This is a genomic window from Phenylobacterium sp. (genome assembly GCF_036723115.1).
Classification (GTDB): domain Bacteria; phylum Pseudomonadota; class Alphaproteobacteria; order Caulobacterales; family Caulobacteraceae; genus Phenylobacterium.
This window is the reverse complement of sequence record NZ_DAIMHV010000011.1, coordinates 1-22,011: the sequence shown is the minus strand read 5'-3', so window position 1 is coordinate 22,011 and position 22,011 is coordinate 1. Positions and strand designations below refer to the sequence as shown.

General features: G+C 68.9%; 23 protein-coding genes. 8 read left to right on the top strand and 15 right to left on the bottom strand.

Going from position 1 to position 22,011, the window contains the following annotated elements:
* Nucleotides 1–72: 72 nt before the first annotated feature.
* From V7D28_RS02665 to V7D28_RS02610, 12 genes are all read right to left on the bottom strand, one after another.
* Nucleotides 73–840 carry an SDR family NAD(P)-dependent oxidoreductase gene (locus V7D28_RS02665; RefSeq protein WP_333585810.1) on the bottom strand — a complete coding sequence of 256 codons (768 nt, stop codon included), beginning with the start codon at nt 838–840 and terminating at the stop codon, nt 73–75.
* 10 nt (nt 841–850) lie between these two features.
* Entirely contained in the window at nt 851–1,849 is a 999-nt protein-coding gene (locus V7D28_RS02660; RefSeq protein WP_333585809.1) for a bile acid:sodium symporter family protein, read from the bottom strand.
* Nucleotides 1,846–3,336 (bottom strand): amidophosphoribosyltransferase, encoded by a 1,491-nt coding sequence (purF, locus tag V7D28_RS02655; RefSeq protein WP_333585808.1) that lies wholly within the window; start codon nt 3,334–3,336, stop codon nt 1,846–1,848. The genes V7D28_RS02660 and purF overlap by 4 nt, the downstream gene beginning before the upstream one ends.
* A complete protein-coding gene (locus V7D28_RS02650) occupies nt 3,333–3,941 on the bottom strand; it encodes a CvpA family protein (RefSeq protein ID WP_333585807.1) in 609 nt (202 codons plus the stop codon). Before V7D28_RS02650 ends, purF begins: the two co-directional genes overlap by 4 nt.
* Nucleotides 3,938–5,317, bottom strand: a complete 1,380-nt coding sequence (gene radA / locus V7D28_RS02645) for a DNA repair protein RadA (RefSeq protein WP_333585806.1) — start codon at nt 5,315–5,317, stop codon at nt 3,938–3,940. Before radA ends, V7D28_RS02650 begins: the two co-directional genes overlap by 4 nt.
* 65 nt (nt 5,318–5,382) lie before the next feature.
* Complete coding sequence (gene alr, locus V7D28_RS02640; RefSeq protein ID WP_333585805.1) at nt 5,383–6,474, bottom strand: alanine racemase; 1,092 nt, start codon at nt 6,472–6,474, stop codon at nt 5,383–5,385.
* Nucleotides 6,475–6,550: 76 nt separating this feature from the next.
* Nucleotides 6,551–8,011: a replicative DNA helicase gene (locus V7D28_RS02635; protein ID WP_442957887.1), complete on the bottom strand. Its 1,461-nt coding sequence runs from the start codon at nt 8,009–8,011 to the stop codon at nt 6,551–6,553.
* Between the two features lie 173 nt (nt 8,012–8,184).
* Nucleotides 8,185–10,593, bottom strand: coding sequence for a TonB-dependent receptor plug domain-containing protein (locus tag V7D28_RS02630; RefSeq protein WP_333585803.1), 2,409 nt, complete (start codon nt 10,591–10,593; stop codon nt 8,185–8,187).
* Between the two features lie 194 nt (nt 10,594–10,787).
* Nucleotides 10,788–11,372, bottom strand: coding sequence for a 50S ribosomal protein L9 (gene rplI, locus V7D28_RS02625; RefSeq protein ID WP_333585802.1), 585 nt, complete (start codon nt 11,370–11,372; stop codon nt 10,788–10,790).
* A gap of 13 nt (nt 11,373–11,385) precedes the next feature.
* Complete coding sequence (rpsR, locus tag V7D28_RS02620; RefSeq protein ID WP_333585801.1) at nt 11,386–11,655, bottom strand: 30S ribosomal protein S18; 270 nt, start codon at nt 11,653–11,655, stop codon at nt 11,386–11,388.
* 14 nt (nt 11,656–11,669) lie between these two features.
* On the bottom strand, nt 11,670–12,044 hold the full coding sequence (gene rpsF / locus V7D28_RS02615; protein WP_333585800.1) for a 30S ribosomal protein S6: 375 nt from the start codon (nt 12,042–12,044) through the stop codon (nt 11,670–11,672).
* A 187-nt stretch (nt 12,045–12,231) separates the two neighbouring features.
* Entirely contained in the window at nt 12,232–12,795 is a 564-nt protein-coding gene (locus V7D28_RS02610; protein ID WP_333585799.1) for a peroxiredoxin, read from the bottom strand.
* A gap of 163 nt (nt 12,796–12,958) precedes the next feature.
* On the opposite strand from V7D28_RS02610, the gene V7D28_RS02605 reads away from it, so the two are divergent.
* On the top strand, nt 12,959–13,354 hold the full coding sequence (locus V7D28_RS02605) for a hypothetical protein (RefSeq protein WP_333585798.1): 396 nt from the start codon (nt 12,959–12,961) through the stop codon (nt 13,352–13,354).
* A 3-nt stretch (nt 13,355–13,357) separates the two neighbouring features.
* Here V7D28_RS02605 and V7D28_RS02600 read toward each other — a convergent pair whose 3' ends face one another.
* A complete protein-coding gene (locus V7D28_RS02600) occupies nt 13,358–14,008 on the bottom strand; it encodes a DsbA family protein (protein ID WP_333585797.1) in 651 nt (216 codons plus the stop codon).
* Nucleotides 14,009–14,186: 178 nt separating this feature from the next.
* On the opposite strand from V7D28_RS02600, the gene fabD reads away from it, so the two are divergent.
* The 7 genes from fabD (at nt 14,187) to gmk (ending at nt 20,432) form a co-directional block, all read left to right on the top strand.
* Nucleotides 14,187–15,131, top strand: coding sequence for an ACP S-malonyltransferase (gene fabD, locus V7D28_RS02595; RefSeq protein WP_333585796.1), 945 nt, complete (start codon nt 14,187–14,189; stop codon nt 15,129–15,131).
* A gap of 48 nt (nt 15,132–15,179) precedes the next feature.
* Nucleotides 15,180–15,920 (top strand): 3-oxoacyl-[acyl-carrier-protein] reductase, encoded by a 741-nt coding sequence (fabG, locus tag V7D28_RS02590; RefSeq protein WP_333585795.1) that lies wholly within the window; start codon nt 15,180–15,182, stop codon nt 15,918–15,920.
* 187 nt (nt 15,921–16,107) lie between these two features.
* Nucleotides 16,108–16,347, top strand: a complete 240-nt coding sequence (locus V7D28_RS02585; protein WP_293318447.1) for an acyl carrier protein — start codon at nt 16,108–16,110, stop codon at nt 16,345–16,347.
* 112 nt (nt 16,348–16,459) lie between these two features.
* Nucleotides 16,460–17,758 (top strand): beta-ketoacyl-ACP synthase II, encoded by a 1,299-nt coding sequence (gene fabF / locus V7D28_RS02580; protein WP_333585794.1) that lies wholly within the window; start codon nt 16,460–16,462, stop codon nt 17,756–17,758.
* Between the two features lie 50 nt (nt 17,759–17,808).
* Nucleotides 17,809–18,840 carry an endolytic transglycosylase MltG gene (gene mltG / locus V7D28_RS02575; RefSeq protein ID WP_333585793.1) on the top strand — a complete coding sequence of 344 codons (1,032 nt, stop codon included), beginning with the start codon at nt 17,809–17,811 and terminating at the stop codon, nt 18,838–18,840.
* 29 nt (nt 18,841–18,869) lie between these two features.
* Entirely contained in the window at nt 18,870–19,754 is an 885-nt protein-coding gene (locus tag V7D28_RS02570) for a YicC/YloC family endoribonuclease (protein ID WP_333585792.1), read from the top strand.
* A 36-nt stretch (nt 19,755–19,790) separates the two neighbouring features.
* Entirely contained in the window at nt 19,791–20,432 is a 642-nt protein-coding gene (gene gmk / locus V7D28_RS02565) for a guanylate kinase (protein WP_333585791.1), read from the top strand.
* On the opposite strand, the gene V7D28_RS02560 is transcribed toward gmk, so the two are convergent.
* Together V7D28_RS02560 and V7D28_RS02555 are read right to left on the bottom strand one after the other, a co-directional pair.
* Nucleotides 20,429–21,697, bottom strand: a complete 1,269-nt coding sequence (locus tag V7D28_RS02560; protein WP_333585790.1) for a mechanosensitive ion channel family protein — start codon at nt 21,695–21,697, stop codon at nt 20,429–20,431. The genes gmk and V7D28_RS02560 overlap by 4 nt on opposite strands.
* Nucleotides 21,698–21,749: 52 nt before the next feature.
* On the bottom strand, nt 21,750–22,011 hold a 262-nt coding region (locus V7D28_RS02555), incomplete at its 5' end, for an rRNA adenine N-6-methyltransferase family protein (protein WP_333585789.1).

Below are 22,011 nucleotides of genomic sequence, written 5' to 3'. Positions count from 1 at the left end.
CGGGCAAGAAGGCGCCGGCCAAGAGCGCCGGGCCGGCGACGCGGGCCAGGCCCGCCGCCAAGGGGCGGCCGGTCAGTGGGCGGGGGAAGCCTGCGCGGCCTTCCACTCGGCGAAGCTGAACACCTTCACGGGCGGGGTCAGCTCCGCCTGCGCCAGTTCGACGACCATCGGCCCGATCTCGGCGGGATCGGGCAGGGACTGGGGATCTTCGCCCGGCATGGCCTCGGCGCGCATCTTGGTGCGCATGGCCGACGGATCGATCAGGGCGGCGCGCACCGTGGTGTTCTCCAGCTCATCGCCCCAGGTGCGGACCAGGTGTTCGGCGCCGGCCTTGGTGGCGCCATAGGCCCCCCAGAACGCCTTGGGGCGGGCCACCCGACCCGTGGTGAACACCAGGGCGCGGCCCTGAGGCGCGGCTTTGAGCAGGCGTTCGGTACCCCTCAGCAGCCGGAACACGGCGGTGAGGTTCAGGGCGACCGCCTTGTCCCAGGTCTTCAGATCGATGTGCGAGACCGGGCTCAGTCCCCCCAGCATGGCCGCGGCGTGGACCAGAAGGTCCAGGCGCCCATAGCGTTCGTGGATGGCGAGGCCGAGCTGATCGATGGCGCCGCCATCGGCCAGGTCCATAGGGACCAGGGTGGGTCGCAGGCCGCCGGCGGCGCGGATGGCGTCGTCCAGATCCTCCAGCCCGCCTTGAGTCCGGGCGGTGGCCACCACCTGGGCCCCGGCGGCGGCCAGGGCCAGGGCGCATTCACGGCCGATGCCGCGGCTGGCGCCGGTGACGAGGACGATCTGTCCGGCCAGGGGACCGGCGGCGGAGGGGGCGGGCTGAACTGTCATGGGGCGCTGTCTAGACGGTCTGGAGGGGGCTGTCCGCTCGCTTTGCATAGTGCGAGGCGATGGCGGCGCAGGCCATGAGTTGGAACTGGTGATAGAGCATGATGGGCAGCAGGACGAAGCCGACGGTGGAGACCGGGAAAAGCACCGCGGCCATGGGCGCCCCGGCCGCAAGGCTCTTGTTGCTGCCGCCGAAGAGGACGGTGATCTCGTCCTCGGTGGAGAACTTCATCCTGCGGCTGATCCATACGGTCCAGGCCGTTGAGAGGGCCAGCAGGACCAGACACACCAGGGTCAGGCGCAGCAGATCGACGAAGGACACCTGGCTCCAGATGCCCACGGCCACGGCGCCCGAGAAGGCGTTGTAGACCACCAGAAGGATCGAGCCCCGGTCCACCAGGCTCGCCTGTTTGGCGTGGCGCTGAATGAAGCCGCCGACCCACCGGCGCAGGGCCTGGCCGGCCAGGAACGGGGCCAGCAGTTGCAGCAGGATCGCCTCGAAGGCGCCCCAGGACAGGCCGCCCCCCTGGGCGCTGAGCAGGACGCCCACCAGAAGGGGCGTGATCAGCACCCCCAGCAGGTTCGAGGCCGAGGCGCCGCAGACTGCGGCCGCCACATTGCCGCGGGCGATGGCGGTGAAGCCTACGGCCGACTGGATGGTCGATGGCAGGCAGCCCAGATAGATCAGGCCCGGCGCCAGGGCCGCCGGCACGATCCACGGGGGCAGGGCCGAAGCCGCCAGGCCTGTGAGCGGGAAGAGGGCGAAGGTGGTCAGAAGCACCACCAGGTGCAGCCGCCAGTGACCGATCCCGGCCGCCACCGCCTGGGGCGACAGCTTGGCGCCGTGAAGGAAGAAGACGAGGCCGACCCCGATCTTGGTGGCGACCGCCACCACGTCCGCGGCCTGTCCCCGGGCCGGCAGCAGCGAGGCGATCACCACGGTGGCCAGGATGGCCAGGATGTAGGGGTCGATCCGCAGGCGGGCGAGCAGCCCTCGCAGACCCCCGCTCACGCGTCGACCAGGAAGGTCAGCTGGCGTTCGTCAGCCTCGTTGCGGCCCTCGGCGATCTCGCGATCCAGGAGCCGGGTGGGGTAGTCGCCGGTGAAATAGTGGTCGGTGAACTGGGGCGCGGCCGGGTCGCGCGGCGGCGATTCCATGGCCCAGTAGAGGCCGTCCACCGAGAGGAAGCCCAGGCTGTCGACTTCCAGCAGGCGGGCCATCTCCTCCAGGCTCTTATTGGCCGCCAGCAGCTGCTCGCGCTGGGGCATGTCGATGCCGTAGAAGTCCGGCCACATGATCGGCGGCGAGCCGGAGCGCAGATGCACCTCCTTGGCGCCGGCCTCCCGGACCATCCGCACCACGCGCAGGGAGTTGGTCCCGCGGACGATGGAGTCGTCGATCAGCATGACCCGTTTGCCCGCCAGCACGGCGCGGTTGGGCGACAGCTTCATGCGCACGCCCAGCTCCCGGGCGCCCTGGGTGGGCTGGATGAAGGTGCGGCCCACATAGTGGTTGCGCATGATGCCCATCTCATAGGGCGTGCCGGTTTCCTGGGCGTAGCCCAGGGCGGCGGGGACGCCGGAGTCGGGGACCGGGACCACCACGTCGCAGGGGGCGGCGCTTTCCTGGGCCAGGCGACGGCCCATGCGCTTGCGCACCTCATAGACCGATCGCCCGTTCACGACCGAATCCGGGCGGGCGAAATAGACGTACTCGAAAATGCAGGGCCTGGCCCGTTCAGCGGGGAAGGGGCGCAGGCTTTCCACGCCCGAATGATCGATGACCACCATCTCGCCGTGCTCGATGTCGCGCACGAACCGCGCGCCGACCATGTCCAGCGCGCAGGTTTCGGAGGCCAGCACATAGTTGCCGTCCAACTGGCCCAGGACCAGGGGGCGGATGCCCAGGGGATCGCGCACCCCGATCAGCTTCTTGTTGGTCAGGGACACGAGCGCATAGCCGCCCTCGATCTTCGACAGGGCCTCAATGAAGCGGTCGGTGATCTTGCCCTTCCGCGAGCGGGCTACGAGGTGAAGGATCACCTCGGAATCCGAGGTCGACTGGAAGATGGCGCCGTCGGCCACCAGTTGCTGGCGCAGGGTCAGGAAGTTGGTGAGGTTGCCGTTGTGCGCCAGGGCGATCCCGCCGCTCTCGAGGTCGGCGAACATGGGCTGGACGTTGCGGATGAAGCTGCCGCCGGCGGTGGAGTAGCGGGTGTGGCCGATGGCCGCCGCGCCGGGCAGGCGCTTGCTCAGGTCGCCGTCGCCGAAGGCCTCGCCCACGCGGCCCATATGGCGCTCGGTGTGGAAGCGCTGGCCGTCGAAGCTGGCGATGCCGCAGGCCTCCTGGCCGCGGTGCTGCAGGGCGTGCAGACCCAGCGCCGTCAGGCCTGCCGCCTGATCGACGCCGAAGACGCCGAAGACGCCGCATTCCAGCCGGAGGCTGTCGTCATCCGGATCGCGCGGAGGGGGGGACCATGCGTCGGAAACGGGGCTCATCGGGATTTCTCCACAAGCTCGTCGATGTCGGTGCGTGCGCGCTCGTCATAGCCTTCTTCCGAAGGCGGATCACCTGCGCCGTTCCGCACAGCTTCGGAGATCACCGGTCGTAACCTATCGGCCACATCCAGCCCCTTGGGCGCGAAGGTGCGAAGGACTTCGCCGGACGTCTCTGCGAGGGGGTAGAGCCTGGCTTCGGCCACCCATTGCGGCATGGTTTCCGGCGTGGTGGCGGCCTGCAGGCCAAGGCTGAAGGCGCCCAGGACGACAAGCGAGCGGATCAGTCCGAAGGCCGCGCCCATGGAACGGTCCAGCAGGCCCAGCACGCCGGCCGACTGCACCTGGCGCGACAGATGAGCCCCCAACAGGCGCAGGGCGATATAGACGGCGATGAACACCGCCAGGACGGCCGCGACATTGGCCATCCAGGCTGTCTCAATGATTTCGCGGGCGAGCGGGCCGGAGAATCGCAGGCCCCACAGCGCGACCGCAGCCGCCGCCAGCAGGGCCAGGACGGTGATCATCTCGCGCACCGCGCCGCGGAAAAAGCCGACACAGGCTGAAATGGCCAGCAGGCTCAAGGCCAGAATGTCGAACAGGGTCAACGGGAAGAACCCCAGTCGCCATCCCCGATGCGCCGGACGGCGTCGGCCAGCCGGGCGGCGCCGCGAACCTGGAGCAGTCCGCCCCCGTCGGCTTCAGCGGGGGCCAGGGCCTGACCGAAGCCGAGCTTGGCGGCCTCCTTCAGGCGGCCGTCCATGCGGCTGACCTGGCGGATATCTCCGGAAAGACTGATTTCGCCGAACACGACGCAATCCTGCGGCAATGCGATATCGAGAGCAGATGAGGCGAGCGCCGCCGCGGCGGCCAGATCGGCGGCCGGTTCGGTCACCCGAAGCCCGCCAGCGACGTTCAGATAGACGTCCCGATCGCCAAATCCAAGTCCACAGCGGGATTCCAGAACGGCCAGCACCATGGCCAGGCGGCCGGAATCCCAGCCCACCACCGCCCGCCGGGGCGTGCCATAGGCGCTGGGGGCCACCAGGGCCTGTATCTCCACCAGAACGGGGCGTGAGCCCTCGATGCCGGCGAACACCGCCGCGCCCGCCGCCCGTTCGCCGGAAGTGTTGAGGAACAGGGCCGAGGGGTTGACCACCTCGATCAGGCCCGCATCGGCCATCTCGAAGACCCCGATCTCATCGGTGGCGCCAAAGCGGTTCTTCACCCCCCGCAGAATGCGGAACGGATAGCCGCGTTCCCCCTCGAAGGTGAGGACCGCGTCCACCATGTGCTCGATCACCCGGGGCCCGGCGATGGCGCCTTCCTTCGTCACGTGGCCCACCAGGATCACGGCCACGCCGCGCTTCTTGGCCAGACGCACCAGTTCACCGGCCGCCGCCCTGACCTGCGTCACCGAACCGGGAGCGGCCTCATGGGCGTCGCTCCACATGGTCTGGATGGAATCGATGACCACCAGGTCGAAGGCGTCGCGCTTCAATCCCTCCAGAATCACCCGCAGGGAGGTTTCGGCCGCCAGGCTCACGGGCGCCTGGGCCAGTCCCATGCGCTGGGCCCGGCCGCGGACCTGGTCCACCGCCTCCTCGCCGGAGATATAGGCGCAGCGGACCCCGCGCCGGGCCGCATGGCCCATCACCTGCATCAGCAGGGTCGACTTGCCCACTCCGGGGTCGCCGCCCAGCAGCAGGGCTGAGCCGGGCACGACCCCGCCGCCGCACACGCGATCGAACTCGGCGACGCCGGTCTGGATGCGCGGGGGCGCGGGCGTCTCGGCCGCCAGGGTCTCGAAGGCCAGACTGCGACCGGCGCGGGTTCCCCGGGCGGGGGCCAGCCCCCCGGGCGGCCGGGTCTGGACTTCTTCCACCAGGCTGTTCCAGGCCCCGCAGGCCGGGCACTGGCCGGCCCACTTGGCCTGAACCGCGCCGCACGACTGGCAGACATGGACAGAACCGTCCTTGGCCAAGTGATCCTCCTGATTCGTCCCGGGGCCTCAGTCTATCGGCGCCTGCGTCAGTTCCGGTCGGCGGATCAGGCCTGGCCGCGATAAACCTGTTCGGCGCGGCCGCCCAGGCGCACCAGACATTCGTGCGCGATGCTGCCGGCGGCCGCCGCGAGCTCGTCCAGCAGGGCGTGGGGACCGAGCAACTCGACCATCTGGCCCGGATGGGCCGGACTGTCGCCCAGATCGATCACGGTCATGTCCATGTCGATGATGTAGATGCGCCGGGGGGCGCCGTCGAACCAGGCCCGCGCCTCGCGCCGCGCCGCCCGGATCACCCCGTCCCCGTAGCCGGCGCCCACCACCGCCAGCCGGGTGTGGCGGTCGGCCAGGATGGTCGTGCCGTAGCCTATGGGGTCTCCGGCCGCGACCCGGCGGATGTCGATAATGGGCGCTTCCAGGGTGGCCACGGCGCTCAGCCGGGGATCGGGCGTCTCGCGCGGGCCGCCGCCGAAGAGGGAGACGCCGGGCCGAACCATGTCGAACCGGTAGTCGGGACCCAGAAAGGCGCCGGCCGAGGCGCCCAGGCTCGCCCGCATGGCCGGGAGCTTGGCGCGGGCGTGACGGAAGGCCGCCAGCTGGGCGGGGTTGCGCGGGTGATCAGGATCGGCGGCCGAGCCCAGGTGGCTCATCAGCAGGTCGAGATCGAGGCCGGCCAGCCGGTCGGGACTGTCGATGACGGCGTCCAGGGCCTGGATCGGCAGCCCCTGGCGGTTCATGCCGGTGTCCACATGCAGGCCGCAGGTGAGCGGCGCGCCCGTCTGGCGGGCGAAGCCGCTGGCCTCCGACATCTGGGCCAGACTGCTGAGCACAGGGATCAGGCCCGCCGCCTTCAGCCGGGGACCGGCGCCGGGGGTGAAGCCGTCGAGGACGAAGATCTCAGCGGTTCGCTCAGCCAGCGCCGCGCGAAGCGCCTCGCCTTCGGTGAGGCGGGCGACGAAGAAGCTGCGGGCGCCTTCGCGCCAGAGCCGCCCAGCCAGCGGAGCTGCGCCCAGGCCGTAGCCGTCGGCCTTGAGCACGGGGGCCACCGCCGCGCCCTGCGCCTCCGAGGCGATGGCGTGGTAGTTCCGCGCCAGGGCGTCGAGATCGATGGTCAGCCGGGCGCGAGGGGGCAGGGGCATGCGGCTCCCTTGGACCGGCAAGGCTTGCGAGGCAAGTCCCGGACGGGGCGGGACCTGCCAGTGGGGCCAAGACGGCTCAATGGGGATCGTAGCGGCCGTCGCGGGCCAGGTTGCCGAACTTGGTGAGGTCTTCGTTGAACGAGAGCTTCACCGTGCCGATGGGGCCGTGGCGCTGTTTGCCGATGATGACCTCGGCCATGCCGCGGACGAGGTCCATCTGCTCCTGCCACTTGAAGTGCTCCTCGGTGCCCTCGCGCGGTTCGGATCGGCCGAGATAGTAGCTCTCCCGATAGATGAACATGACCATGTCGGCGTCCTGCTCGATGGAGCCGGACTCGCGAAGATCGGAGAGCTGGGGACGCTTGTCCTCGCGGCTTTCCACCTGACGGGACAGCTGCGACAGCGCGATGACCGGGACGGCCAGTTCCTTGGCCAGGGCCTTCAGCCCCTGGGTGATGGCGCTCACCTCCTGCACGCGGTTGTCGCTGCCGCCGGGCCCCAGCGTAATGAGCTGGAGATAGTCGACAACGATCAGATCAAGACCCGTGGTGCGCTTCAGGCGCCGGGCGCGGGCGGTGAGCTTGGCCAGGGACAGGCCGCCGGTGGCGTCGATATAGAGCGGCGCTTCCTGGATCTCGAGGGCGGCGTCGCGGATCCGTCCGAACTCCATGGCGTCGATCTCGCCCTTGCGCAGTCGGTCGCCCGAAACCCCCGAGACCTCGGCCAGCAGGCGCATGGCCAGCTGCTCGGCCGACATTTCCAGCGAGAAGAAGGCTACGACCCCACCGCTCACCGTCTTGCGCGTGCCGTCCGGGCGCGGCTCCCAGGCATAGTTGCGGGCCACGTCGAAGGCGACGTTACAGGCCAGCGAGGTTTTCCCCATGGAGGGGCGGGCTGCGAGGATCACCAGGTCGGACGGGTGCAGCCCGCCGATCTTCTGGTCCAGATCGATGAGGCCGGTGGAGATCCCCGCCAGGCCCCCGTCCCGCGCATGGGCCTCGGCGGCCATGGCCACCGCCCCGTGCAGGGCCTCGGCGAAGGGGACGAAGCCCTGGCTGACCCCGCCGGTTTCGGCCAGGGCGTAGAGCTGCTGTTCGGCGGCCTCGATCTGATCGCGGGCCGAGGCCTCGGCGTCGCTGCCCTGGGCCGTGGTGGCGATCTCCTGGCCGATGCGGATCAGGTCCCGTCGCAGGGCCAGGTCATAGACGGCGCGGGCATAGTCGGGCGCATGGGTGGATGGCGGCGCGCGGTCCACGAGGTCGGCGAGATAGCGCAGACCGCCCAGTTCCTCGAAAGCCGGGTCGCGCAGGAACTGCTCGGCCAGCAGGATGGGTTCGGCCAGCTGGCCCTTGCGGATGGCGGTCTCGATGGCGGTGAACAGCCGGCCGTGGAAGGGCTCGAAGAAATGCCGGCCCTGAAGATTATCCCCCAGCCGCTCGAAGACCGCATTGTCATAGAGCAGGGCGCCCAGCAGGCCCTGTTCGGCCTGGATATTGGCCGGAGCATGGGGGAGGGGTGTTGTGTCGTCCTGCGGCATCCGCAGATCGAGAGCCGGTACGATCGCCATGGCCTGCTGATAGCTTAAGAGATCGTTCCAAGCTTGCCGACCCATCGCCGCACCTGTGGACAGGCGCCCCCAAGCCTGGGGGCAAACGAAAACGGGCGGACCTGTCAGGCCCGCCCGTCTCGCTCAGCAGGGACTGTCGGCGACTACCAGCGCACGCTCACCCGGCCATAGACAAACCGGCCGTTGAACCCGAAGGGCGAGAACGACGAGAAGGGCGCCGCGCTCGTGGTGTTCAGGTTGGGCGCGATCTGGCGGGGATAGACGTCGAACAGATTGTCGGCGCCCACGGCCACGGTGACGCCGCGGGGGAAGGAGTAGCGGCCTTCCAGGTCCACCACGCCCCGGGTTCCGGTTTCGGTGTCGGCGCTGCCGTCGGCCAGGGTGCCGGGCGAGAGGACCGAACCGTACATGGTGGTGCGCAGGGTGGCGCCCCAGGCCTCGCGGCTCCAGTCGCCCTGCAGGGTCAGCTTCTGCTTCGGCACGCCTTCTTCGAAGCGCAGCGTCGCCTGGCGACCGAACAGGCTGGTGGGGGTCGGCAGGATGGTCGAGCCCGAGACCGGGGTCCGGGTCACCTCGAACTGATTGATGTTCCCCGCCGCGGTCAGGTCGAAGACGCCGGCGTCATCGACGATGCGATAGCGGGCGACCACGTCCACCCCGGTGGTTTCGGTGTCCACGCCGTTGACGAAGAAGCGGGCGGCCGTGGCGCCGAAGGGCGCCAGCAGGTCATAGATCACCCGGGCGTTGGTGCCCGGCGCGGCCGTGGCGCTCCCCTGGAAGGTCTCCGACAGAACGATCCGGTCTTCCACCTCGATGCGATAGGCGTCGATGGTGAGCTCGAAAGCGCCCTGACGATAGACCACGCCCAGGGAGTAGTTGCGCGAGGTTTCCGGGTCGAGCGGACGGCCGCCAAGGGCCGCACCCACCGAGCTCACCGAGGGATAGGTGCCGGTCTCGAACGGAACCCCGTTGATATAGAGGATCGAGGTGGCGGTGTAGTACTGTTGCTGCAGGCTGGGCGCGCGGAAGCCCGTCGAGGCCGCGCCGCGGAGGGCGAAGGCGGGGCTGAAGTCATAGCGCGCCGACAGCTTGCCCGAGGTGTTCGAGCCGAAGTCGGAATAGTCCTCGTAGCGCACCGCCGCCGAGGCGGAGAACTTCTCGGTCACCTGGCCTTCCAGGTCGAGATAGACGCCCACCGCATCGCGGTCGACATCCACTTCATTGGACGGCGTGAAGCCGGTGAAGCCCCGCGAACCGAAGGACACCGTGGTGATCGGGCCGCGGTTGTACGAGGTGGGCTCGCCGCGGTTGATCTCGAAGTTCTCGGTGCGGGCCTGCAGGCCGAAGGCCAGGTTCAGCGGGCCGGCCAGACCCAGGTCAAGGCCGCGGCTGAAATCGGCCGTGAACACCGTCTGGCTGTATTCCAGCCCGCCGGCCTGGAACGAGGTCTGAGATGCGGCCCCGTAGGACGGGTTGATGGTGTCGCGGACGCCGAAATTGATGTCGTTCTTGCCGTAGACCACGTTCAGGTCGGCATTGAAGCCGGCGATCTGGCCGCGCAGGCCAACACCGGCGCTCACGTCGGTGGTGTCGGTGGCGAGCTTGGGAATGTAACCGTTGGGATAGACCGCGGGCACGTTCTGGCTGGCGTCGGTGGGCAGGCGGTAGGTGGCGGCGCTCGAGGCGTCGCGCTGCTGGGCGCCGAACCAGCCATAGGCGGTCCACACGTCGCCCAGGGGCTTGCCGGCGTTGGCGTAGAAGGACACGTCTTCCACATCGGCGTCGCCGAAGCGCGAGGTGATGCGGTTGGGGGTCACCCGCCGGTCGATATCGCTGCGGTTGGTGTTGGCCCGGTCGCGATACTCCGCCGACAGGGTCAGGAAGCCGTCGGCGCCCAGGGGCAGGCCCTGCCAGCCGGACACAGTGGTGGTGGCGCCGTCGGAGATGTTGTCGTTGCGGCCGTAGAAGCCGTCGAAGCTGGTCTGATACTGGCCGTAGGTCACCGAGAGACCGCCGCCGCTGGCGGCTTCGCGCAGGCGCAGGTTGACCACCCCGGCGATGGCGTCGGAGCCGTACTGCGCGGCCGCGCCATCACGCAGCACTTCGATACGGTCGAGCGCGGTCGACGGGATAGCGTTCAGATCGACGGCGGCCGAACCGCGGCCCACCGAGCCGTTGGTGTTCAGCAGGGCCGACACGTGCCGGCGGGTGCCGTTCACCAGAACCAGCGTCTGGTCTGGCCCCTGGCCGCGCAGGGTGGCCGGGCGGACCGCGTCAGTGCCGTCGGTGTTGGACGGGCGCGGGAAGGAAATGGACGGGACCGTGGTGGCCAGGGCGGTGGCCAGCTCGGTGGTGCCGCGCTGCTGCAGGGCCTGGGTGGTGACGACGTCCACGGGCGCCAGGGTGTCGAGGCGGCTGCGGCCAGTGGTCCGGGTGCCGGTGACGACGAGTTCTTCGACCTCCGACGCGCCCGGCGCCGTCTGCGCCACGGCGGCGGTGGAGGTCAGGGCGACCGCGGAGGCGGCCGCCAGAAGCAGAGTGGTGTAACGCATGAAATTTCCCCGTGTGGGAGACCGGCGGCGCCGGTCCCGGATCCTTGGTCCTTGGCCCTGGGCCTTAGCTAAGGAGTCTTCGGGAAATTCCATATGACATTTCCGCAACAGCTCGCCGCAGACTTGCCACAATAAGAAAACGGCCCGAAGCGCGAAACTTCGGGCCGTCATCAGAGCGTTCGTCGTCCAGACGATCAGGCCTCGGCGTAGTCGCCTTCGATCTGACCAGCGCCGCCTTCAAGAAGATCGGCGGCGGCTTCTTCGGCCGCGGCGCGCTCTTCTTCGAATTGCGAGGCGATGACGTTCTCGCCGCGGGCCTGACGTTCGGCTTCGTCCTGGCTGCGGGCGATATTGAGGGTCACGGTGACCACCACTTCAGCGTGGAGGCGCACCTTCACCTCGTGCAGACCCAGCGTCTTGATCGGCTTGTCCAGCACGACCATGGCGCGCTCGACCTTGCCGCCTTCGGCGTTGATGGCGTCAGCCACATCGCGACCGGAGACCGAACCATAGAGCTGGCCGCTCTCGCCGGCCTGACGGATCAGGATGTAGCTGGTCTCATCCAGGCCTTCGCCGGTCTTGGCGGCCGCGGCGCGCGCCTCGGCGTTGCGCGCCTCGATCTGGGCCCGCTGGGCCTCAAAGACCTTCATGTTCGCCGTTGTGGCGCGGAGCGCCTTCTGGCGGGGCAGGAGGAAGTTACGGGCGTAGCCGTCCTTCACGGTGACCACGTCGCCCAGGCCGCCACGGCCTTCGACGCGTTCGAGCAGAATAACCTTCATCGGTTCGGCTCCCTTACTTCACGACGTAGGGAAGAAGGGCGAGGAAGCGGGCGCGCTTGATGGCGCGGGCCAGCTCACGCTGCTTCTTGGCCGAGACGGCGGTGATGCGCGAAGGCACGATCTTGCCGCGTTCGGAGACGTAGCGCTGCAGCAGCTTGACGTCCTTGTAGTCGATCTTCGGAGCGTTGGCGCCGGAGAACGGGCAGACCTTGCGGCGGCGGAAGAAGGGACGACGCGGCGCAGCGGCGGCGCCAGCGGCGGGCGTGGTGTTGGTGTCCGACATGATTGGATCTCCCCTCAGACGTCGTCGCGGCGGCCTTCGCCTTCACGGCGAGGCTCACGGTCACGGTCGCGGCGCGCGAGCACCGGCGACAGTTCGAGGTCGAGTTCCTCGACGCGCACGGTCATGTAGCGCAGGACGTCTTCGTTGATGGACAGCTGGCGCTCCATCTCCTTGACGACCTCGGGCTTCGCATCGATGGCCAGCAGGGAATAGTGGCCCTTGCGGTTCTTCTTGATGCGGTAGGTGAGGTTGCGGAGGCCCCAGTACTCGATCTTGGCCACGGACCCGCCGTTGTCCTCGATCATCGCCTTGAGCTGGTCGTTCAGGGCTTCGGCCTGTTGCGGCGAGATATCCTGCCGCGAAATGACCACGTGTTCGTAAAGCGCCATTGTTCCTCTTCCGTTGTGGAAGGCGGCGCGACCGGCGGCGGAAGTCCGCCGGGCGACGATGGCTCTCAGGCGCGGCGGCCGAGCTTATCCCGACCTGTTCGCGTTCCGGCTTGAGACCGCCTTCCGTGAAGAGGCGGGCCAATAAGGCAAAACGCCGTCCGGAGCAAGGCCGGACGGCGAATCGGGCCTAGCGCTGGGCCGACTTCCAGGCCTTGACGGCGCCCAGGGTCTCCTTGACGTGGTCGTCGGGGGACATGGCGCTGTAGGCGTGGACCACCTTGCCGTTGGGGGCGATCACATAGGAGGTGCGGCTGGACCAGCCCGGCCGGACGGCCATGGTCGCCTCATACTGCTTGGCGATCTTCGCTCCCGGATCCCCGGCCACCGGGAATTTGCCGGCGCACTTCTCGGTGTCGGCGGAGAAGGCCTGCAGCTTGTCCAGATTGCCCGCGGTCACGCCGATCACGGTGGCGCCGTTGGCCTTGAACTCATCCACAGCCTCAGCGAACAGCCGCGCCTCCAGATTGCAGCCGGCGGTGTCTGCGGCGGGGAAGAAATACACCACCACCGGACCCTTCTTGCGGGCTTCAGCCAAGGAGAACTCCGTCGCCTTGCCGGCCAGGTAGGCCGGGGCCTTGAAATCCGGCGCCACCGCGCCGGGGGCCAACGCCGCCAGGGCGGGCGCGCCGAAGGCCGCGGCGATGGCGACGGCGGGCAGGGTGGTGGGAAGTAGGCTGGAGAAGCGGGACATGGGCGGCTCCTGGGGCGGCTCTCTGAGCGGTTGACCTGGACTATACGTAGGCGCTCACGGCTTGTCTTCGCATGGCTGCGCACAGGGAGCCCGCCAATCAAAAATTAATCGACCGGCGTTACATCTGGCCTGTGGTGGCGGAGAGTCATCAGGGAGGAAGCGCATGTCTTCCGTAATGTCATCGTACCGGCGGACCGCGTCGGACCATTTCGAGCCGCAGGATCATTCCGATCCGGCCGCCCAGCGCAGGCTTCGCGGGCAGCTGGAGCAGATCGACTACACGGCCTTCATCTCCAATCGCGAGGTGGTGAGCCAGAGGGTGGGTCGCCTCGACGCCGCGCGATTCCAGCGGCTGGCCGTGGCCACAGCCCATGCCCGGGCCGCCTGGGTGGCCGAGGCCCTCAACCTCGGCGGCGCCGCCCATCCGCCCAGCCCCGCGGAGATCGCGCGTCTGGCCGAACTTCGGGCCGGGTTTGAAGAGCTCAGCGCCGCCTATGAAGCTCTGCGCCGCATGGTGGAGCGGGGCTACATCGCCTATTCGCCGCCGAACGAGGCCTGAGCGTCAGGCCGACGGCGCGGGCCGGCCCAGCCAGTCGGCGAGAACCGGCAAGACCTGCTGGGCGGGGGCGAAGCCGCGGGTGACCACGCCGAACTGACCATTCTCGTCAGGGCCGCCCACCAGGGTGGGAAAGCCGGTGACCCCCGCCTTCTGGGAAATGGCGTAGTCGGCCCAGGTCTCCTGCTTGGCTTCCTCGCTGTTCCAGATGGCGCTGAAGGCGTCGAGGTCGGCGCCCGGCACCACCTCGGAGAGGATGTCGCACAGGACAGCCAGCTGGGTCACGTCCCGGCCGCCCACATAGAAGGCCTCGTGGATCGCGCCCAGAAACTGTAGCGCCAGGTCCGGGCGCTCGCGCCGCACCACCACCACAGCACGCGCCGCGGGGTCGGTGTCATAGATGAATCCCTCGGCGGCCATGGCCTCGGCGTTGAACGGCTGACCCGAGGCTTCGAACACCTCGGTCCAGTGCCCACGCAGGCTCGTCTTGGCCGCCTCGGTCATCGGTTCGGTGGAGCCCGGCCGCAGGCCACCCATGACCAGCCGTATGGGCAGGGTCTCGCCGAAGGCCGCGCGAATGGACGCGACCACGGGCCAGAAGCCGTAGCACCACGAGCACATGGGGTCGGCGAAATAGACCAGGTGGCGGTCGTCCATAAGCAAAATCCTGAACTTGGAACGGTCGGCCAAGTGTGGCCCACGCCGTGGCGCCCGTCACCCCGCGCATCGGGCCTGCTTGCCGGGGGTGGGCATATATCCTAACCCTCGCGGCCGGAATCGAGCGTTCAGAGCCTTCGCCGCAACGCAGGCGGGGCCACTTTGGGAGCATCAGGTCATGAGCCTCGCCTTCATCTTCCCCGGCCAGGGCAGCCAGGCGCTCGGCATGGGCGTCGATCTCGCCGAGGCCTTCGCCCCGGCCCGCGAGGTCTTCCAGGAGGTGGACGACGCCCTGGGCCAGAATCTGTTCGCGCTGATGCGCGAAGGCCCCGAAGGCGACCTGACGCTGACGGAAAACGCCCAGCCGGCGCTCATGGCCGTGAGCCTGGCCGTGGCGCGGACCCTGGAGAAAGCGTTCGGCGTGGGGGTCGAGCGGGCCGCCTTCGTGGCCGGTCACAGCCTGGGAGAATACTCCGCCCTGGCGGCGGCGGGCGCGATCAGCCTGGCCGACACGGCGCGGCTGCTGAAGCTGCGGGGCCAAGCCATGCAGCGGGCGGTCCCGGTGGGCGAGGGGGCCATGGCCTCCCTGATCGGGCCCAAGTCGGACGTGGCCCTGGCCGAGACCGCGGCCGCGGCGGGGGCGGAGATCGGCGTCTGCGTGGTGGCCAACGACAACAACCAGGGCAATGTGGTCATCTCCGGCGGCAAGGCCGCTGTGGACCGGGCCATTGAGAAGGCCAAGGAGCTCGGCGCCCGCGCCATCCCCCTGAATGTCTCGGCGCCCTTTCACTGCCCGCTGATGCAGCCCGCCGCCGACGAGATGGCCCAGGCCCTGGCCAGCGCGACGATCATCGCGCCCAGAACCCCGCTGGTGGCCAACATCACCGCCCGCCCCGTGCACGACCCCGAGGAGATCCGCCGCCTGCTGGTCGAGCAGGTCACAGGCCGCGTGCGCTGGCGCGAGAGCATGGAGTGGCTGGCCGGTCCTGGCGGCGTCACGCGTTTCGCTGAGGCCGGCTCGGGCAAGGTGCTGTCGGGGATGGCCAAGCGGATCGCGCCCGACGCCGAGGCGACGCCCCTGAACACCCCGGCCGACCTGGAAGCCTTCGCCTCCTCGCTCTGAGGCGAGTCCTGGTCACCAATCCGCACAACCGCCGCAGGAGGCGATCTGATGTTTGATCTTTCCGGAAAGACGGCCCTCGTCACCGGCGCCACGGGCGGCATCGGGGCCGCCCTGGCCCAGGCGCTCCATGCCCAGGGCGCTCATGTGGTCCTCTCGGGCACCCGTCAGGCCGTGCTTGAGGACCTGGCCGGGCGTCTGGGGCGACGCGTCAGCGTGGCCGCCGCCAATCTGGCCGACGCCGACTCGGTGGACGGCCTCGTCGCCCAGGCCGAGGCCGCGGCGGGATCGCCCCTCGACATCCTGGTGGCCAATGCGGGCATCACCCGCGACGGCCTGCTCATGCGCATGAAGGATGAGGACTGGGACGCGGTGATCCGCGTGAATCTCGAATCCTATTTCCGTCTCGCGCGGGCCGCGATGAAGGGCATGATGAAGCGCAGGCATGGGCGAATCATCGGCATCACCTCTGTCGTGGGCGTGATGGGCAATCCCGGCCAGACCAACTATGCGGCCTCCAAGGCCGGCATGATCGGCTTCTCCAAGGCGCTGGCCCAGGAGGTCGCCAGCCGTGGCATCACGGTCAATTGCATCGCCCCCGGCTTCATCGAAAGCCCGATGACCGAGGCCCTGAACGAGGCGCAGAAGACGCAGATTCTCTCGACAATTCCGGCCGGGCGGCTGGGATCGGGCGAGGAGATCGCCGCGGCCTGCGTGTATCTGGCCAGCCAGGAAGCCGCCTACGTCACCGGTCAGACCCTGCACGTCAACGGCGGCATGGCGATGATCTGACGGGCCTCAAGCTGGGCTGGGCTGGCTGCTGGCCTCCCTCAGAAGAACATGCTAGGCCGCACGCCGATTGAGGCGGCCCGGGATGTCCGGAGCCCGGCAAGAGGTCTCAAACCCGACACCGCCAAGCGGTTGACAAGCTGTCTCCCGTCGCGGATGCATCAGTTGAAATTAGAGGGACTAAAAGCGAATGTCCGACATTCTGGAACGCGTGCGCAAGATCGTCATCGAGCACCTCGACGCCGATCCGGAGAAGGTCACCGAGAAGGCCAGCTTCATCGACGACCTGGGCGCCGACAGCCTCGACAATGTCGAGCTGGTGATGGCCTTCGAAGAAGAATTCGATATCGAGATCCCGGACGACGCCGCTGAGCATATCCAGACGGTCGGCGACGCCGTGAAGTTCATTCAGGAGCGTCTGGGCGCCTGACGCCTGCGCGTTCCGCCCGACGTCCACATCACAGCCGCCGCGTCCCTTAGGCCCTGCGCCATAGAGGCGCGGCGGTTTTCATTTGGGGGACCGGCGGGGGAGTAGAGCCGCCATGTCCAACGCCACCAACACCCGTCGCGTCGTCGTCACCGGCATCGGCCTCGTCACGCCCCTGGGCAGCGGCGTCGATGTCACCTGGAAGGCCATACTGGCCGGAAAGTCCGGGGCCGGAAACATCACCACCTTCGACGCCAGCCAGTACGCCTGCAATGTGGCCTGCGAAGTGCCGCGGGTGGACGGACGCGGCGGCGGCGGCCCGGATGTCGAGGGCGCCTTCGATCCGGACGCCGTTCTGGCGCCGAAGGACCAGCGGCGGATCGACGACTTCATCCTCTATGCCATCGCCGCGGCCGACGAGGCGGTGAAGGATTCCGGCTGGGCGCCGGAGGACGACGAAGGGCGCGAACGCACCGGCGTGATCATCGGCTCAGGGATCGGCGGCCTGGCGACCATCGAAAAGACCAGCGTCGAGCTGCACGAAAAGGGGCCGCGCCGGATCAGCCCCTTCTTCATTCCATCAGCCCTGATCAATCTGGCGTCCGGACAGGTCTCCATCCGCCATGGCTTCAAGGGGCCCAACCACTCCGTGGTCACCGCCTGCGCCACCGGCGCCCACGCCGTGGGCGACGCCGCGCGCCTCATCAAGTATGGCGACGCCGATGTGATGGTGGCCGGCGGGGCTGAGGCGGCCATCTGTCCGGTGGGCATCGCCGGCTTCATCGCCTGCCGCGCCATGTCCACCGGCTTCAACGACGATCCCACCCGGGCCAGCCGTCCCTATGACAAGGACCGCGACGGCTTCGTCATGGGCGAGGGCGCCGGCGTCCTGGTGCTGGAGGAGTACGAGCACGCCAAGGCGCGCGGGGCCAAGATCTACGCCGAGGTGGCCGGCTACGGCCTGGCGGGCGACGCCTACCACATCACCGCGCCGGCCGAGGACGGCGACGGCGGCTTCCGCGCCATGAAGGCGGCCATCAAGGACGCTGGCATCGATCCATCCGACATCGACTACATCAACGCCCACGGCACCTCGACCCCCCTGGGCGACGAGATCGAACTGGGCGCCGTGGAGCGCCTGCTGGGCGATGCGGCGTCCAAGGTGACCATGTCCTCCACCAAGTCGGCCACCGGCCACCTGCTGGGCGCGGCAGGGGCGATCGAGGCGGCCTTCACCTGCCTGGCCATCCGCGATCAGGTGGCGCCGCCCACGATCAATCTTGAGAACCCGTCGGTGGAGACCGCCCTGGATCTGGCGCCCAACGCCGCCAAGCCCCGGCCGATCAAGGTCGCCCTCTCCAACAGCTTCGGCTTCGGCGGCACCAACGCCTCGGTCGTCTTCAAACAAGTCTGATCATGGCCCGCGCGCCCCGTTCCCGCCCGGCCCGGAAGGGGGCGTCGCCCTTGCGCCGCCTCCTGGTGACCCTGGGCAGCGCGGCCCTGACCTTCCTGCTGGTCATCGCCCTGGCCGGGGGTTGGGCCCTGTGGATGTTCCGGGGGCCTGGCCCGGACCATGAGGCTGAGACGCGCAACGTCATGTTGCGCCGGGGGGCGGGCCTGCCCGAGATCGCCAGCACCCTGGAGGGCGCAGGCGTGATTTCATCGGCGCCGCTCTTCCTGGCGGCGGCCCAGATCACAGGGGCCGCGCGGGAGCTGAAGGCGGGGGAATATGAGTTTCCACGCCGGGCCTCCATGGCTCGGGTGTTGGACGACATCCGGGCCGGCCGGGTCGTCCGTCATTTCGTCACCATCCCCGAGGGCCTGACATCGGAGATGGTGGCCGAGATCCTGGCCGAACACCCGCTGCTGACCGGCGTGGCGCCCGCTCCGCCTGAGGGCGTGGTCCTGCCGGAGACCTATCAGATCGAGCGCGGCGAGGACCGGGCCGTCGTCCTGCAACGCATGATGCAGGCCCATGACGAGGTTCTGGCCATGCTGTGGGCCCGGCGCCAGCCTGGCCTGCCGGTGCGCACGCCGGAAGAAGCGGTGATCCTGGCCTCGATCGTCGAAAAGGAAACCGGCGTCGCCAGCGAGAGGCCGCAGGTGGCCTCGGTTTTCGTCAACCGGCTGCGGCGCGGCATGCGTCTCGAGAGCGATCCGACCATCATCTATGGCCTGACCAAGGGGCGCCCCCTGGGCCGGGGCATCCGGATGTCCGAGCTCACCCGCGCCACGCCCTACAACACCTACACCATCGATGGTCTGCCCCCGACGCCGATCTGCAACCCCGGCCGAGCGGCCCTGGCCGCCGTGCTCGATCCACCCGAGACCGACTATCTGTTCTTCGTGGCCGATGGGTCGGGGGGGCACGCCTTCGCCCCGACCTATGACGAGCATCGGCGCAATGTGGAACGTTGGCGCGCCCTTGAGCGTGCACGCTCCGGTCAAGCCGCGGCGCCTGCCGCAGCGGACTCCGCCACGCCCGCCGAGCCGTAGAGTCGAAACAGCCAGGACGGAGATCAGCAGTGCCCTTTTCGGGAATGACCGGCTTTGGCCGGGCCGACGGCGCATTGGGCGATTGGACCTGGGCGGTGGAGGCGCGATCGGTCAATGGCCGCAATCTGGAGGTTCGCTTCCGCGGCCCGCCGGGTCTCGACGCCCTTGACCGCGCCGCCCGAGAGGGGGCTCAGGCTCGATTCCAGCGCGGGCAGGTCACGGTCGGCCTTCAGGCGCGACGGGTGGAAAACCAGGCGCCTCTGCGGGTCAACCGGCAGCAGGCCGAACTCTATCTGTCCGCTGGCGCCGGCTGGATCGCCGAGGGTCGCGTCGCGGCCCCGACCCTGGATGGCCTGTTGTCCCTGCGCGGCGTGATCGAAACCCCGGAGGGCGAGGCGGATCCCGAGGCCCAGGCGCAGCTGGAGGCGGCCATGACCGCCAGCCTCCATCAGGCGCTTGATCAGCTGAAGGCCGCGCGCGAGGGCGAGGGCGCGGCCCTGCGCGGCGTGCTGGGGGGCATTCTTGACGAGATCGCCGCCTTGGCCGCTGAGGCCCAGGCCGCCGCCACCGGCCAGCCGGGGGTCATCAAGGCGCGGTTCGAGCGCCGGCTGCGCGAGCTCGCGGGGGCTCTGCCGGGCCTGGAGGACCGCATCATCCAGGAGGCCGCCGCCCTGGCCGTGAAGGCCGATGTGCGCGAGGAGCTCGACCGCCTGGCCGGTCACGTCCAGGCCGCCCGCATCCTGACGGAGGGGGACGGGCCCGCCGGCCGTCGCCTGGACTTCCTCACCCAGGAATTCATGCGCGAGGCCAACACCCTCTGCGCCAAGGCCGCCGTGCCAGAGCTGACGACCATTGGTCTGCAGCTCAAGGCGACCATCGAACAGCTGCGCGAGCAGGTGCAGAATGTGGAATAGAGCCGCCGTTCCGGCCCGGTCAGGATCCCGACGCCCATGAATTCCCCCCTCGTTCCCCGGCGGGGCCTGATGCTCCTGATCTCCAGCCCCTCCGGCGCGGGCAAGACCTCGCTCTCGCGCCGGCTGGTGGCCGACCACCCCGATCTCGAGCTGTCAGTCTCGGCGACCACGCGCGATCCTCGGCCCGGCGAGGAAGACGGGCGGGAGTATCATTTCGTCGATCGGGCCACCTTCGATCGGATGGTGGCCGAGGACGCCTTTCTGGAATGGGCCAATGTCCACGAGCATCGCTACGGCAGTCCGCAGGCTGCAGTGATGAACGCCCTGGGCTCAGGCCGCGACGTGCTGTTCGACATCGACTGGCAGGGCGCCGAGCAGATCGCCCGCAAGGCGCCAAACGACGTGGTCCGGGTCTTCATCCTGCCCCCCAGCATGGCCGAGCTGTCGCGCCGGCTGCACGCCCGCGCCCAGGACCGCGAGGACGTGATCCAGCGGCGCCTGGGCCGGGCCTACGGAGAGATCGAGCGGGCCGTCGACTATGACTATGTCATCGTCAACGATGACTACGACCGGGCCTTCGCCGAGCTGGCTCACATCTATCACGCCGAACGCCTGAAGCGGACGCGCAACCCCGGCCTGGTCCCCTTCGTCCAGGGCCTGCTCGACGAGCGGCTCTAGGCGCCCGGAGGGGCCGCCGCGGGCGCCCCGGCGAGAAGGCCCTCGTGCATGCCGCGCATATCCCAGCCCGTAGGAGCCTGGAACAGGCGCAGGTCGAACTCCGGCAGCACGGCCAGGAAATGGTCGAACAGGTCCGACTGGATCGCCTCATAGGCGTCCCAGACCACTGTGTTGGCGAAGCAGTAGACTTCCAGGGGCAGTCCCTCGGGCGTGGGGTCACGCTGGCGGACCATCATGGTCTTGTCCTTGGCGACGCCGGGGTGAGCCTTCAGATAGGCCTGCATATAGGCGCGGAAGGTGCCGACATTGGTTAGCTTGCGGGTGTTCACCCCGTCACGCCCGGCCCGGATGAAGGACTCGTTCCAGGCCTGAAGCTCCTTGGCCTTGCCGTCCAGATAGAGGTCCAGCAGCACGAACCGCCGCAGCCGCGTGATCTCGTCCTGGGTGAGGAACCGGATGGAGGTCTGGTCCAGCAGGATCGAACGCATGATCCGCCGGCCGCCGGACTCCTGCATGCCCCGCCAGTTGACGAACGATTCGTTGATCAGCCGCCAGGTGGGGATGGTGGTGATGGTCTTGTCGAAGTTCTGGATCTTCACCGTGTGCAGGGCGAGATCGATGACGTCCCCGTTGGCGTTGAGCTGGGGCATCTCGATCCAGTCGCCGACGCGGATCATGTCGTTGCTGGTCAGCTGGACCGAGGCCACCAGGGACAGGATCGTGTCCTTGAACACCAGCAGCAGGACCGCCGCCATGGCCCCAAGGCCCGAGATCAGCAGAAGGGGCGAGCGATCCAGAAGGGTGGCCACCACCAGGATGGCGGCCGCCGCATAGAGGATGATCTTCCCCACCTGGATGTAGCCCTTGATGGGGCGGGCGCGGGCCTCCGGCCGCTTGGAATAGACCGCATTGACGAGGTTCAGCCCCCCGGCGATGGCCAGGATCACCGTCAGGATCATGAAGGCTGCGGCGACGTTTCGGATCACCGTCTGCGCCTCGACCGGCAGATGCGGCGTGGCGACGATCCCCTGATAGATGACGATGGCCGGCGCCACATTGGCCAGACGCGCGATGACCTCGCGGAACAGGGCGTCGGCCTCATCCTTCAGGGAAAGGCTGAGCGCCTTGCGGACGATCCGCAGCAGGACGTGCTGGGTCAGCCAGTTGACCGCCGCGGCCAGGGTGACCAGGAGGGCGAGGCCGAGCAGGGTCTGGAGATGAGGGTAGGCGCTGAGGCCCGAAAGGCCGTCTTCAAGATCGATCATGCCGCCTCCTAACCCCTAAGGGCCCCCGGGGGCAAACGACCGGCGATATGCCTCAGACGCTGTCCCGGCGCAGAAGCCATGCCTGGGCGAGGGCGGTGAATTCGGCCAGATCCAGGGTCTCGGCCCGCCGCTGCGGGTCGACACCCGCGGCTTCACACAGGGCTTCGCCGCCCAGGGCCTTGAGGCTTGAACGCAGCATCTTGCGTCGCTGGCCAAAGGCCGCCTGGGTCACAGCCTCCAGGGCGGCGAGGTCGCGCGGGGCAGGGGGTTGGTTACGCAGATCCAGCCGGACGACGGCGGAGTCCACCTTGGGG